Here is a 14773-nt window from a genome sequence, read left to right as displayed (position 1 = left end):
CTACTCACTATGGAACAAGTACAATCACCGGCCAAGGTGCTGCTGCGTGACAAGCCAGCGGCACGCTGGGGAGCGCTAGTGATCCTCTCGCTCACGATGTTCTTCGCCTATATGTTCGTCGACGTGCTCTCGCCCGTCAAGACAATGGTGGAGACGGAGCTCGGGTGGGACTCTACGGTTTTCGGCCTCTATGGGGGGAGCGAGTTCTTCCTCAATGTCTTCGTTGGCTTCCTCATCCTCGCAGGGATCATCCTCGACCGCATGGGCGTGCGCTTCACGGCGCTGCTCTCGGGCTCGCTGATGGTCATCGGCGCACTCCTCAAGGTCTATGCCCTCAGCGCGACCTTCAAGAACGGAGGCCTCGGCTATGAGGCGATGAATAGCTTCTCAGGCTTTCTCAAGGATCTAGCAGGCTGGAATCTCCCCCCCACAGCCCTCTGTGCGAGCCTCGGCTTCATGCTCTTCGGCTGCGGCACCGAGATGGCGGGCGTCACTGTGTCCCGCGCCATCGTCAAGTGGTTCAAGGGTAAGGAAATGGCGCTAGCTATGGGTATCGAGATGGCCGTGGCACGCTTCGGCGTCTTCTCCATCTTCCGTCTCTCGCCCAAGATCGCGGCCGAATGGGGCAGCGTGCAGGCTCCCGTCATCTTCTGCGCAGCGCTGCTCTGCATCGGTCTGCTGCTGTACATCGTCTACGGCTTCATGGACAAGGCGCTGGATAAGGAGCTCGACGGTGAGGAGAGCGAAGAGGAAGAGCCCTTCAAGTTCAGCGACCTCAAGCTGGTCTTCGGTAAGGGGATCTTCTGGGTGGTAGCTCTGCTCTGCGTCCTCTACTACTCGGCGATCTTCCCCTTCCAGAAGTTCGCCACCGAGATGCTCAATGCCAAGGTAGGGCTCTCACTCGAGGAGGCAGCCAACCTCTTTAGCTACTTCCCTATTGGGGCTATGATCATCACGCCCTTCCTCGGCTTCTTCCTCGACCGCAAGGGTAAGGGCGCGACGATGCTCATCGCAGGCTCCGTGCTCATGGTCGCCTGTCACCTCATCTTCGCCATCTACCCCTTCGAGGTCGGTAGCAGCAGTAGCTCTACGGTGGCCTTCCTTGCAATCGTCCTGCTCGGGATCTCCTTCTCGTTGGTTCCAGCCACCCTCTGGCCCAGCGTCCCCAAGCTCATCGACAGCAAGGTACTAGGCTCTGCGTACTCCGCTATCTTCTGGATACAGAACGTCGGTCTGATGTCCGTGCCTGTGGTCATCGGCGGCGTACTGGACAGCGTGAACAAGGATATCCCTGCGGGCCAGCCTAAGGACTACACGCTGGCGATGCTCATCTTCGCTAGCTTCGGCGTCGTTGCCTTCGTCCTCAGCGCCTTCCTCAAGGCTGTCGACAGCAAGAAGGGCTACGGTCTCGAGCTGCCCAACGTGACCGAGTCCAAGTAAGCTCACCTCGCTCGCTCCTTAGCAAGCCCACATTACGAAGCCCCGAGTGCAGTCCTGCGCTCGGGGCTTCGTCTTTTTCAGCTCCTAGGCTAAAGACTAAAAGGCCCTATATCCTGGGGAAGGAGAGCTGCGTTTAAGCAAAGCGGGGAGATCGCTCTAAGCTCCTGCCCGACAAAGCGAAGGCACAGCCAAGACGTAGCCTACACTTCACCTCCAGCCTAGGCCGAGCCAAGGGAGGCCAAGCGACAGCGCGGCGACAGCCTCATCCCAGCTCCGTGAGGGATAGCCCTCAGCCTCCTGACGGGTATCCATCAGAGGTGTGACGGACGTTCCTCAGCGGACTGACTGATATCCCTCACGAGCCCTCCCCCATAGCTATGCTGCATCGCAGGATAAGGGAGCGGGCTAACCCCAGCCTATAGGAGCTAAGCTAAGGAGTAAGGCAAGTAGCCCTCGGAGGTGAACGAGGGACAGGCGAGCCCCTGCGACAGCTCGCACGGATTACACCGAGGGAGCTTCATCCCCCTTTGGACTTCGGCAGAGGCCAAAGAGCGCCCGAGCGCCTTATGAGGCCGCTTGACGGAGCGTCCATGTGGCGAAGCGCAGAATTAGCGGTATTTTTGCAGCGCAAGCGGATGTTACATCCAGAACCATCACCACAAATATCCTAGCTCAATGAAGCATCACGATAGCGGGCTCTCCTTCATCGTCCTCGGCATGAACGACGAGGAGGCCCCCCAGTTCAGCCCAGACCTTCAGGCCCTCATCGCCCAGCACCGCATCTTCTCAGGGGGACGCCGTCACCGCGAGCTCGTCGCGGCCTTACTCCCCGAGGATGCCCTCTGGATCGACATCACCGTACCGCTGGAGGACGTCTACGCTCAATACCGCCAGCACGATGCGCCCGTCGTGGTCTTCGCCTCAGGCGACCCGCTCTTCTTCGGCTTCACCACGACACTGATGCGCGAGTTCCCTGGGCGTGTCGAGCGCACCGTACCCAGCTTCAGCTCGCTGCAGATGCTGGCGCATGCGCTGCGCCTGCCCTACCACGATATGTATGTCGTCTCGCTGACGGGACGCCCTTGGCACGAGTTCGACCGTGCCCTCATCGAGCGCAGGGCTAAGGTCGGGGTACTGACCGACAAGAAGCATACGCCGAGCGTCATCGCCCAGCGCATGCTCGACTACGGCTACGAGGGCTACACGATGCACATCGGGGTGCTGCTCGGGGGCGAGCGACAGGAGACCTACAGCCTCCCCCTAGAGGAGGTACCTGGGCGCGACTTTGCCCACCCCAATTGCCTCATCCTCGAGTATAAGGCCCCCACGCAGTACGCCGCCCCGCTTGGCCTCAAGGAGCTCGACTTCTTCCCCCTCAATGGCCGAGTGAACATGATCACCAAGATGCCCATCCGCCTAGTGAGCCTCAGCCTCCTCGAGCTAGAGCAGCGCCGCTGCCTCTGGGATGTGGGCTTCTGTACGGGGAGTGTCTCTATCGAGGCGAAGCTCCGCTATCCGCACCTGCAGATACAGTCCTTCGAGATACGCCCCGAGGGAGACGAACTGATGCAGACCAATAGCCACCGCTTCCACGCCCCTGGGATCGACTACCTCATCGGCGACTTCCTGCAGCAGGATCTGGAGCAGCTACCGCGCCCCGAGGCTGCCTTCATCGGCGGTCATGGCGGACACCTGCAGGAGTTCGTCGAGCGCCTGACCACGCTGATGGGCGAGCGCGGCGTGCTGGTATTCAACTCCGTCTCCACTGAGACGCTAGACAACTTCCGCGCTTCGGTAGCCTCCGTAGGCTGGCACATCAGCTACGAGACGCTGCTGGCGGTAGACCAGCACAACCCCATCACCATACTCCAGGCCAAGCCAGGCCGAGGCTAAGCAGCGAGGCGATGAAGGCTAAGCTATACGGGCTCATAGGACGCAAGCTCTCCCACAGCTTCTCCCCTGCGTACTTCCGCGAGCGCTTCGAGCGCGAAGGGATAGCTGCGGACTACAGGCTCTTTCATCTGGAGCGCATCGAGGAGCTCGAGGCACTGCTGCGTGAGCAGCCCGAGCTGGTTGGGCTCAACATCACGCTACCCTACAAGGAGCAGGTGCTGCGCTACGCCCAGCAGCTCAGTCCCGAGGTCGAGGCTATAGGCTCGGCCAATGTCCTCGCCATACATCGCCGCACGGACGAGGCGCTGGAGATCAAGGCCTACAATACGGATCACCTCGGCTTCGGTCTTAGCCTCGATGGCTGGCTTGGGGAGGTGAAGCTCGATCGAGCCCTGGTACTCGGGACGGGAGGTGCAGCTCGCGCCGTAGTCCATGCCCTGACGGAGCGCGGCATCAGCCCAACCCTCGTCAGCCGACAGCCCCGTGCGGGACAGCTCAGCTACGAGGAGCTAAGCCCAGAGCTGGCCGCTCGCTACCCGCTCTGGGTCAATACAACGCCCGTCGGCCTCCAGCTCGGGGAGACGCTACAGGTACCCTACGAGGCGCTGACACCCGCACACTACTGCTACGACCTCATCTACAATCCCTCGCCCACCCGCTTCCTCGAGCTGGCTGCAGCCCGAGGTACCCAGACCAAGGACGGGCTCGAGATGCTCCACCTCCAGGCCGATGCCGCCTGGCATATATGGACCAGCCATGACTAGAAGACGGCACCTCCTCTACGGTCTCACGGGACTCCTCCTGCTGAGTGCCTGCAATACGACACGCCACGTACAGCCCGGGCAGTACCTCCTGCGTAGTGTCAAGATCCAGGTGGACTCGCTGAGCCCGAGCGAGCAGCGGGAGCTGGGCGAGCTGAGGAACTACCTCCCGCTGCAGCCCAATGCACGTCTGCTCGGCATCTTCGACTGGACGCTGGGCATCTACAACCTAAGTAAGCCAGGCAGCAACAGCTTCATCAACCGCCTGCTACGCCGTATCGGCAGCGCCCCCGTACTCTACAATGAGCAGGAGGCAGAGTTCGGTCAGGCGAACCTCACCGCCGCGCTCTACAACCTCGGCTACCTCAATGCCGAGACCCAGCTGCAGGTCGATACCGCGGGGCGCAAGGCGCGTCTCCTATACCACATCATCCCAGGGCCACGCTTCACCATAGGCCATCACGAAGAGGCAATCAGCGACAGCACCCTCCGCCCCCTGCTTCACCCCACAGACACGCTCCTACAGCGACGACTCTACTACGGGGAGCAGTACAGCAGCCTCCTCCGTCCTGGGCAGAAGCTCTCGCCCAGGGCCATGCGCGCCGAGCAGGAGCGTATCGCCCTCATCCTACGCAATCGCGGCTACTACACCTTCACGGGGGACAGCATTCGCTTCGACGTCGACACGCTGGCCCATCAGGACGTCTGGGTACGCAGCCGTATCAATAGCAGCCAGTCCGTCTACCGTATCGGACGGGTGCGCCTGCTGCATCAGGGGCGCAGCGAGCCAAGTGACAGCACGCTCTACCGCGACACCACGCACAATGGCATCGACTACCGCCTGGAGCGCCTGCACTACCTGCGCCCCTCGGAGCTCGACCACCGCATCTGGATACGCCCAGGGGATCTCTATTCCCAGCAGAGTACGGCACGCACCTACTCCAGCCTCAGCGACCTGGCGAGCCTACGCTCCGTCTCCATACGCTACCAGCCAGACTCACTGTCTAAGGAGCCCGTGCTGAATGCCGACATCCTGACCACGGCCGAGCGCAGCAAGAGCCTCAGCGGCGATATCGTCGGTACCAATTCCTCGGGCAGCCTAGGGGCGAGCGCCTCCCTGACCTTCATGCACAATAATCTCTTCGCTGGGGGCGAGCAGTGGCGCCTGCAGCTACGCGGCGGCTACGAGAGCTTCCGCGGCAAGGCTAGCGACCACCGCAGCTACGGGCTGGAGACCTCGCTGAGCTTCCCCAAGCTCCTCATCCCCTTCCTCCACACCAGTGGGCCATCGACGATACGCTCCACTACGGACCTACAGCTCAGCTACGACCACCACAGCCGTCCCGAGTTCAGCCGCAACATCCTCTCCTTTGACTGGGGCTATAGCTGGTACAGCCACTACAGTAGCGCCTACCGCCATCAGCTCAAGGTGGTGGACCTGGACTACCTCCACTTCGGCTACATCAACGAGGACTTCCGTAGGCTCCTACCGCTGATCACACAGATCCTCAACTACCGTGACCAGTTTGTCTTCGGCGCCTCCTACCTCTTCCGCTACAACTCGCTCAACGACTACCGCCTCAATACCAGCCCCTGGGTGCACAACCTCCGCCTCTACCTCCAGTCGGCGGGCAACGTCCTCTACGGGCTCTCCCATCTCCTGAAACGGGGAAAGGCAGGGAGTGGCGAGTACGAGCTCTTTGGCACGAACTACGCGCAGTTCGTCAAGGCCGAGATCGACTACAGCGGCCTGCGTCGCCTCGGTGAGGGCAATGCCTTCGCCTATCGCCTCGGGCTAGGCGCTGCTATCCCCTACGGCAATAGCCGCTTCGTCCCCGTGGACTTGCGCTACTTCGTCGGGGGGGCCAATAGCATACGCGGCTGGAGTGCCCGCAGCCTCGGCCCAGGGAGCATGCCTCGCTCGGCGAGCCGTACGATCTTCGACCAGGTGGGAGACCTCAAGCTGGAGCTCAGTGCCGAGTATCGGATGCGCGCCATCGGGGACATCCAGCTGGCCTTCTTCGCCGACGCGGGAAATATCTGGGCCATCCGTGACTACGAGAACCAGCCACAGGGCGTCTTTGACGTCAAGCGCTTCTACCGCGAGATCGCACTCTCCTCTGGGATGGGGCTGCGCTGGGATTTCAACTACTTCGTCCTACGCTTCGACGCAGGGCTCAAGGTCTATGACCCGCAGGTCGAGAATGGCCGCCCCTGGGTCATCGGCTATCAGAGCCCGCAGGAGCTCCTGGCCTTCCACTTCGCCATCGGCTACCCCTTCTAAGGCACACGAGGCCCATCCCATACACGAGGCCGCAGCGCTTCACCTTGGTCCTAAATAGCACGAGCCCAGCCCTCCCCGACGGCTGGGCTCGTGCTGTATCGAGGCGCCCCCAAGGCCAAGCGTCGCTGACTGATATCCCTCACAGCGCTGACCGATATCCCTCAGCATAGCTCACCGATACCCCTCAGATAGCTGACAGATAGCCCTCGGCTCCGTGACGGATATCCCTCGTGTAGCTAGCACTTCGCCCAGGCCGCTTCACCCTAGGGGAGGGAAGAAAGTCGTATATTTGTCGCACGCAAATGCGGGTCTGGCACCCCCAGCCCGCACGCACACACATCAAGGATAAGAGATACAACTATGGGGATTAAAAAGACTATTATCACCCTAGGCCTCGGGGCACTCATCGCCCAGGGCCTCACGACGGCCAGCGCTCAGGCACCCAAGGGCAAGGGCAAGCCCGCCATCGACTTTGCAGACATGGATCTCAAGGTGCGCCCGCAGACCGACTTCTACCACTACGTCAATGGCGGCTGGATCAAGAAGAATCCCCTGAAGCCTGCCTACAGCCGCTTCGGCACCTTCGACGTCCTCCAGGACTCCTCCACGGCGCAGATCCGTCAGATCGTCGAGGAGCTCTCCCATAGCCAGCAGGTCAAGGGGAGCAATGAATACCGCATCGCCACACTCTACACCCAGGCACTAGATAGCGTCACGCGCAATGCTCAGGGCGCTCAGCCCATCAAGCGACAGCTCGCGCGCATCGAGGCCCTCCAGTCCAAGGCTGAGCTCCTCGACCTCATCGCAGCCGAGGACCAGAAGTACGGCGAGGGACTCCTCTTCCGCTCGGGGGTGGGTGCTGACGAGAAGAACAGCACGATGAACATCTTTGCCCTCTTCCAGCCCAGCCTCGGTCTGGGCCCCCGCGACTACTACGTCGAGCAGGGTGCCGAGATGAAGCAGGTGCGCCAGGGCTACGAGGCCTACCTCGTGCGCGTCCTGCAGCTAGCAGGCTACAGCGCTACGGATGCCGCGCGCATCGCTCGCAATACGCTCAAGGTAGAGACCGAGCTGGCACAGTTCGCCTACGCACAGACCGAGCTGCGCGACTCGCAGAAGAACTACAACATCGTACGTATCGCGGACTTCGCTGCCGAGCACAAGGGCTTCGACTGGCTGGGCTACTTCCAGAAGCGCGGGCTGAAGCTGGAGACGGCGAACTTCTCCCAGATCAACTTCTTCAAGGCCTTCGACAAGTGGTATGCTGGTGCTTCGCTCGCCGAGCTCAAGGACTTCTATCTCGCCCATACCGTCAATGGCGCGGCCGAGGCGCTGAGCGATGCCTTCGCCGAGGCTAAGTTCGACTTCTACGGCAAGCAGCTGAGCGGGCGCAAAGAGATGCACCCGCGCTGGCGCCGCAGCCTCAGCGTCGTGCAAAGCGTGCTGGGTGAGCCCCTGGGGCAGGAGTACGTCAAGCGTCACTTCTCCCCCGAGGCCAAGGAGCGCATGCTCCAGCTGGTCGAGAACCTACAGAAGGCCCTCTCCCAGCGCGTCAATGCCCTCAGCTGGATGAGTGCCGAGACCAAGCAGAAGGCTCAGGAGAAGCTCAGTAGCTTCGTCATTAAGATCGGCTACCCTGACAAGTGGCAGGACTTCAGCAGCCTCGATATCGACGCCAGCAAGAGCTACTACGAGAACCTCGAGGCAGCCTCTGCCTTCGCTCAGGCCGACAACCTCAAGGACCTCGGTCAGCCCGTAGACCGTGCCAAGTGGCTGATGAATCCCCAGGAGGTGAATGCCTACTACATGCCCACGACCAATGAGATCTGCTTCCCCGCAGGGATCCTCCAGCCGCCCTTCTTCAATATGGCGGCCGACGACGCGGTGAACTACGGAGCGATCGGAGTCGTCATCGGGCACGAGATGACGCACGGCTTCGACGACGAGGGCTCCAACTTCGACAAGGATGGCAATATGAACAACTGGTGGACGGAGTCCGACCGTAAAAAGTTCGAGGCTACGACCGAGCGTCTGGCCAAGCAGTTCTCCGCCGTCACGGTAGCCCCAGGGCTCAAGGCTAATGGTGCCCTGACGCTCGGGGAGAACATCGCCGACCAGGGCGGGCTGACCATCGCCCACCTGGCGCTGCAGATCGCCCAGCAGGGGCAGAAGACGCCTAAGATCGACGGCCTGACGCCCGAGCAGCGCTTCTACATCGCCTATGCACGCCTCTGGGGACAGAATATCACCGAGGCTGAGATCCGCCGCTTGACCAAGATCGACCCCCACAGCCTCGGGCTGCTGCGTGTCAATCAGGCGCTCAAGAACATCGACCCCTTCTACAAGGCCTTCCAGATCAAGCCGAGCGACAAGATGTACCTGGCACCCAGCCAGCGCGTCCTCGTCTGGTAGTCCACTCCCCTTCCCAAGGCAAGCGAGCAAGTACCTAGCCCTACAGCAGGGTACTTGCTCGCCCTTTCTTTAGGCTCAGGAGCAGTCCTCCCTCTACTCTACCCAATGACACGCCAAGAGCAGCGACAACTCTTCAGCATCTTCTTCAAGATCGGCGTCACGACCATCGGCGGCGGCTATGCCATGATCCCGATGATGGAGCGTGAGATCGTCGATAAGGCAGGCTGGCTCAGCAAGCAGGAGTTCCTCGACATCCTCGCCGTAGCCCAGGCCACCCCGGGCATCTTCGCCGTCGACATGGCTGGGCACATCGGATACAAGCTCGGCGGGGTACGTATGGCTCTGCTGGCAGCTGGGGCCAACGTACTCCCCTCCTTCGTCATCATCCTGCTACTGGCGGCCTTCTTCCATGAGTACAAGGATATCCAGCTCGTGGAGTACGCCTTCCGAGCCATACGCCCCGTAGTCGTAGCGATGATCGCGGCTCCCGTCTTCTCCATGGCGCGCACGGCACAGCTGACGCGCTACACCTTCTGGATCCCTATCCTTGCGGCAGGCCTCATCTATCTGCTCGGGGTCTCTCCCGTGTACGTGATCCTCGTGGCGGGGCTTTGCGGCTGGGTCTATGGCCTACTCACTTCACGTCGCCCCTAGTGCTATGATCTTCCTACAGCTCTTCCTCGTCTTCTCCAAAATCGGTATCGTAGGCTTCGGCGGCGGCTACGCGATGCTCTCGCTCATTCAGGGCGAGGTGGTCACGAAGCATCACTGGCTGAGCTCGGCAGAGTTCACCGACATCATCGCCGTGAGCCAGATGACGCCTGGCCCCCTCGGGATCAACATGGCTACCTACGTGGGCTACACCTCGGTGCTCAACGCGGGCTACCCGCCCTCGATGGCTATGCTGGGTTCTCTGATCACGACCCTCTCCATCCTTTGGCTCCCCTTCATCCTTATGCTCGCCGTCAGTCGCATCTTGGTACGGCACAAGGATAGCCCCATCCTAAAGGGGATCTTCGCTGTCCTACGCCCGACCATCGTCGGCCTCATAGCAGCGGCAGCGCTGGTGCTGATGAATGCCGAGACCTTCGGCGCCCCAGAGACGGAGCGCGTGCAGTTCGGCCTCAGCCTCGTCCTCTTCGCCGCTGCCTTCATCGCCGTCTACCGCTTCCGCGTCAGCCCCATCCTTATACTCGGGCTGGCGGGCGTCTTCGGCATGCTCTTCTACAGTATCATCCCAGCCTAGGCTATGCGCTCCCCTATTGGCATCTTCGACTCAGGCTACGGAGGCCTGACCATCCTCTCCGCGATCCGCAAGCAGCTCCCCCAGTACGACTATATCTACCTCGGGGACAACGCACGTGCGCCCTACGGCACGCGCTCCTTCGAGGTGATCAATGACTTCACCCTGCAGGCCGTCGAGTACCTCTTCGCTGAGGGCTGCCCACTGGTGATCCTTGCCTGTAATACCGCCTCGGCCAAGGCGCTGCGTGCGATCCAGCAGCACTACCTCCCCTTCAGCGAAGACCCTAGCCGCCGTGTGCTAGGCGTCATCCGCCCGACAGTGGAGGCCATCGAGGGCTTCACCGAGACAGGTCACGTAGGCGTCGTCGCCACCCCGGGGACGATCTCCTCGCACTCCTACGAGCACGAGATCGCCAAGCTCTTCCCCCACGTGCGGGTGACGGGGCAGGCCTGCCCCATGTGGGTGCCCCTAGTGGAGTACGGCGAGAGCCAAAGCCCAGGGGCGGACTACTTCGTACGGCACTACCTAGAGCAGCTGCTAGCCCGGGACGCCGATATCGACACCCTCATCCTAGCCTGCACCCACTACCCGCTGCTGCGTCCCAAGATAGAGGCAGCCCTGCCCGAGCATATCAAGATCATCTCTCAGGGCGAGCTGGTAGCCGCCTCACTGGAGGACTACCTACATCGCCACCCCGAGATGGAGCAGCGACTCAGCCAAGGCGGAGGCATCTCCTACCGCACGACGGAGTGCTCCGACAAGTTCGCCGAGCTGGCGAGCATCTTCACTGGCACCGAGGTCGATGCCGTGCGTGTCCGCATCGCCCCTTAGTCTCTATTCCACGCCATAGTCCCTAGAGTAAGCCCACAGCATAAGTCGGATGCAGCAGGCCCTAGTGCCTCGCCTCTGCAGCAACCCCACACACGATCATGATCTCTGGTGTCCTCCTGACCTTCGTCCTATACCTCCTCTTCCTCTTCTTCATTACCTGGCTCACGCGTAGACGCTCGAGCAATGCCGAGTTCTTCCTCGCGGGGCGCACCAGCCCCTGGTGGGTCGTCGCCATCGGGATGCTCGGGGACTCCATCTCGGGCGTGACCTTCGTCTCCGTCCCGGGGATGGTCGGAAGTGCGGACATGAGCTACATGCAGCTCGTCTTCGGCTTCTTCCTCGGCTACCTCATCGTCTGCTACGTACTGCTCCCGCTGTACTACAGGTTGCGGCTCGTCTCCATCTACAGCTACCTCGAGCAGCGCTTCGGCCGCTGGAGCTACAGGACGGGGGCACTCTTCTTCCTTATCTCGAAGCTCTTCGGCGCCGCGGCCAAGCTCTACCTGATCACGATGATCCTGCAGTCTCTGGTCTTTGCCCCTATGGGCGTGCCCTATAGTCTGACTGTCGTCGGGGTCGTCGGGATCATCTGGCTCTACACCCAGCGCGGAGGGATGGGCACCATCATCTGGACGGATGTCCTACAGACGATCTGCCTCGTCCTAGCCCTCATCTTCACCATCTACGAGGTCTCGACGCAGATGCAGCTCGACCTCGGCGGCATCGTGGAGCTCGTACGACAGTCTCCCCACAGCCGCATCTTCGTCCTCGATGATGTCGCCAGTCCGCTCTATCTATGGAAGCAGCTGATCAGTGGGGCCTTCATCGTCGTGGTGATGACGGGGCTGGATCAGAACATGATGCAGAAGAACCTCAGCTGCCGCAGCCTCCCCGAGGCGCAGCGCAATATGCTCAGCTATGGCTTCGGCTTCATCCCGCTGAACTACCTCTTCCTCGTCCTAGGTATCCTCCTCCTGGGCTATGCCTCTGCCCGCGGCATCACGCTCCCCGAGCGGGGTGATGAGATCCTGCCCTTTCTTGCCTCGGGCTACCTAGGCAGCGGAGTGATGATCTGCTTCACCCTCGGGATCACGGCGGCGTCCTTCTCCAATGCCGACTCCGCCCTCACCTCGCTGACCACCTCGGTCTGTACCGACTTCCTCGGCATGAACCTCGAGGACGAAGCGCAGACGGCTCGCCGCCGCTGGTGGATACATCTGGCGATGTGCGTGGCCTTCGCCCTGATGGTACTCTTCATCGGGGGGATACAGCAGGGCTCGCTACTGACGACCATCTTCACCGCCGTATCCTACACCTACGGGCCGCTGCTGGGGCTCTATGCCTTCGGCCTCTTGACGCACTACGCCGTGCGGGATCGCTACACTCCCTATGTGTGTCTCCTCTCGCCCTTCGTCAGCTACGCCCTGGCCTATAGCTGCGAACTGCTGTGGGGCTACAAGGTAGGCTACGAGATCCTCCTCTTCAATGGACTCTTTACCTTCGTCGGGCTCTGGCTGCTCCGTCAGCCTCGTGCGGCGAAGGTCTACGTATAATCCTCTAATTATTCACCTATGACCAAGCAAAGCAATTTGCAGCAGGCTCCCACGCTCCGCTTCCGACGGATGACCCGCAAGGGTTACGGAGCCTTCAACACGATGCACCGTGTCGTCACCATCGGCACGCTCTGCTCGCTGGCTCTGGCGTGCGCCTACAGCAGCACCGCTAGCGCGCAGAATGTCTCGGGGCGCGACCCACGCACCTCGCCCGACAGAGAGCGTGAGTACGAGATCGAGGCCGTCACCGTCACCGCCTCCAAGCTCGCTACACCCCTCGGTGAGGCCACGAAGCTCGTCACTGTCCTCACAGCTAAGGATATCGCTGCGGCGCCGGTGCGCAGTATCCAGGATCTCCTCATCTACGTCGCTGGGGTCGATGTCTCCCAGCGCGGCGCCCATGGCGTACAGTCCGACATCTCCATACGTGGCGGCCATCAGGACCAGACCCTCGTCCTGCTGAACGGCGTGAACCTCACCAGCGCGCAGACCGGCCACCTCAGCTTCGACCTCCCCGTGAACCTCTCCGACATTGAGCGCATCGAGGTGCTACGTGGCCCCGCAGCACTCATCTACGGCTCGGGAGCCTTCTCTGGGGCCATCAATATCATCACAAGACACGACCAGCGCGACGGCTTCTCCGCTACGATCTCGGGGGGCCAGCACCGCCTCTTCGGCGTCGAGGCACGCGGTACGACCAAGTGGGGACGCAGCATCAATAGCCTCTCCGCCAGCAGCCGCTCCAGTGCAGGCTACATCGACAACACCGACTACCTCATCAACCGCGCCCTCTGGCAGACCCAGTACCAGCTCAGCCCCGCGGACAAGATGACCCTACAGGTAGGGATGCTCGACAAGCAGTTCGGTGCCAATAGCTTCTACTCCGTGCGCTACCCCATGCAGTACGAGTACTCTCGTCGCTACTTCTCCTCCCTACGTGGCGAGCTAGGCAGCGGACGCCTACGCATCATCCCCACGCTCGCCTGGGACAGGGGTTACGACCAGTTTGACCTGACGAAGGGCTCCCCCCAGTACCGCAATTACCACCGAAGCAATAACTACAGCGCCAGCCTTGCGCTCAACTACAGCAGCGTCCTGGGGCTGACAACGCTCGCAGGTGAGCTGCGCCACGAAGAAATCGTCAGCAGCAACCTAGGCCGCCTACGTGCTCGCGCCGAGGAGCACTACACCAAGTACGATGGTCGTACCAATAGCAGCCTTGCCCTAGAGCACAGCCTGCGCCTCGAGCAGTGGACGCTCTCGGCGGGAGCTCTCCTACAGGCTACGAGCCTCGAGGGTATCAAGACGCGCCTGCTACCCTCGGCGAGCATCAGCTATCGCCCCACGGGGGCACTGAGCCTCTCGGCCAGCTGGAGCCGCAGCATGCGCCTCCCCTCCTTCACCGACCTCTGGTATTCCTCGCCCATACAGCAGGCAGGTACGGGCCTCCGTGAGGAGCAGTCTGAGGGTGTCGAGCTCTCGGCGCGCTACACGACGAGCCTCCTGCAGGGCTACGTCTCGGGCTTCTTCTCCCACGGCACCAACCTACTGGACTGGACGAAGACCGCAGCTAGCGACACCAAGTGGGTCTCGCGCAACATAGGGAAGACCGAAAACCGTGGCCTCGAGCTCGGCCTAAGCCTCCGCTACGGGGAGTACCTGCCCTTCCTAGGGCTCGGTAGCCGCCTGCAGCTCGACTACCTCTACATGACGCAGGAGCACGATGCAGGACAGATCATCTCGATGTACGCCCTCAACTACCTCAAGCATAAGTTCACCGCACGCCTCGGCTACCAGATCGGCCCCCGCCTAGAGGGCAGCTGGGCGCTGCGCGTGCAGAAGCGCGTCTCCCAGAGCGAAGCCTATGCGACGCTGGATGCTAAGCTGGACTACCGCTACAGCTCCCGCGTGAAGCTCGGCCTCGAGGTAAGCAACCTCACGGCGACGAAGTACAATGACTTCTCAGGCGTCGAGCAGCCAAGGCGCTGGGTCGCCGCTCAGCTCAGCTACAGCCTCTAGCGGACTTCGCTTAGACGGCTAAGTAGCCTCCTAAGGACAAGCCTCCTCGATCCCGCACGCTCGGGATCGAGGAGGCTTCCTGCATATAGAGGACGGCGGAGGGGGCAAGTACGGCTGCGACGAACTTCGCCGCTCGGCGCACCCCGACTAAGGCCGCAACGCTTTTAGGGATATCAGTCAGCCTCCCGATGGGTAGCAGTCAGCGTGCTGAGGGATAGCAGTCAGCCCCTTGAGGGATATCAGTCAGCGCAGCCCGACCAGACTCCTAGAGAGGGGCGTGCAGAGCGAGCATGAGGCCTCTCCCTGCAGGAGCATGCGTCCGCCCCACAGAGCT

At 61.7% G+C, this 14773-nt stretch carries 10 protein-coding genes; all 10 read left to right on the top strand.

What is annotated here, in order from left to right; translation table 11 throughout:
- The first annotated feature begins 9 nt into the window (after positions 1-9).
- The 10 genes from Q0248_RS04615 to Q0248_RS04570 all read left to right on the top strand — a co-directional run bounded on the left by Q0248_RS04615 (position 10) and on the right by Q0248_RS04570 (position 14439).
- The gene (locus tag Q0248_RS04615; protein ID WP_299320247.1) at positions 10-1440 is read left to right on the top strand and encodes an MFS transporter; all 1431 of its coding nucleotides are present in this window, start codon (positions 10-12) and stop codon (positions 1438-1440) included.
- A 675-nt stretch (positions 1441-2115) separates the two neighbouring features.
- Positions 2116-3333, top strand: a complete 1218-nt coding sequence (cbiE, locus tag Q0248_RS04610; RefSeq protein WP_299320246.1) for a precorrin-6y C5,15-methyltransferase (decarboxylating) subunit CbiE — start codon at positions 2116-2118, stop codon at positions 3331-3333.
- A gap of 11 nt (positions 3334-3344) precedes the next feature.
- Positions 3345-4097, top strand: coding sequence for a shikimate dehydrogenase (locus Q0248_RS04605; protein WP_299320243.1), 753 nt, complete (start codon positions 3345-3347; stop codon positions 4095-4097).
- Positions 4090-6378 carry a BamA/TamA family outer membrane protein gene (locus Q0248_RS04600; protein ID WP_299320240.1) on the top strand — a complete coding sequence of 763 codons (2289 nt, stop codon included), beginning with the start codon at positions 4090-4092 and terminating at the stop codon, positions 6376-6378. Before Q0248_RS04605 ends, Q0248_RS04600 begins: the two co-directional genes overlap by 8 nt.
- A 360-nt stretch (positions 6379-6738) precedes the next feature.
- Positions 6739-8790: a M13 family metallopeptidase gene (locus Q0248_RS04595; RefSeq protein WP_299320238.1), complete on the top strand. Its 2052-nt coding sequence runs from the start codon at positions 6739-6741 to the stop codon at positions 8788-8790.
- A gap of 105 nt (positions 8791-8895) precedes the next feature.
- Positions 8896-9444 carry a chromate transporter gene (locus tag Q0248_RS04590; protein WP_299320235.1) on the top strand — a complete coding sequence of 183 codons (549 nt, stop codon included), beginning with the start codon at positions 8896-8898 and terminating at the stop codon, positions 9442-9444.
- 4 nt (positions 9445-9448) lie between these two features.
- Positions 9449-10036 carry a chromate transporter gene (locus Q0248_RS04585; RefSeq protein ID WP_299320233.1) on the top strand — a complete coding sequence of 196 codons (588 nt, stop codon included), beginning with the start codon at positions 9449-9451 and terminating at the stop codon, positions 10034-10036.
- A 3-nt stretch (positions 10037-10039) separates the two neighbouring features.
- On the top strand, positions 10040-10867 hold the full coding sequence (gene murI, locus Q0248_RS04580) for a glutamate racemase (protein WP_299320230.1): 828 nt from the start codon (positions 10040-10042) through the stop codon (positions 10865-10867).
- Between the two features lie 98 nt (positions 10868-10965).
- Positions 10966-12420: a sodium:solute symporter gene (locus Q0248_RS04575; RefSeq protein WP_299320228.1), complete on the top strand. Its 1455-nt coding sequence runs from the start codon at positions 10966-10968 to the stop codon at positions 12418-12420.
- Between the two features lie 18 nt (positions 12421-12438).
- Complete coding sequence (locus Q0248_RS04570; protein ID WP_299320225.1) at positions 12439-14439, top strand: TonB-dependent receptor; 2001 nt, start codon at positions 12439-12441, stop codon at positions 14437-14439.
- Positions 14440-14773: the final 334 nt, after the last annotated feature.

This window comes from uncultured Porphyromonas sp. (assembly GCF_938046015.1).
Lineage (GTDB): Bacteria > Bacteroidota > Bacteroidia > Bacteroidales > Porphyromonadaceae > Porphyromonas.
Note: the sequence above shows the minus strand (reverse complement) of the source record. Positions and strands in the feature narration are given on the sequence as shown.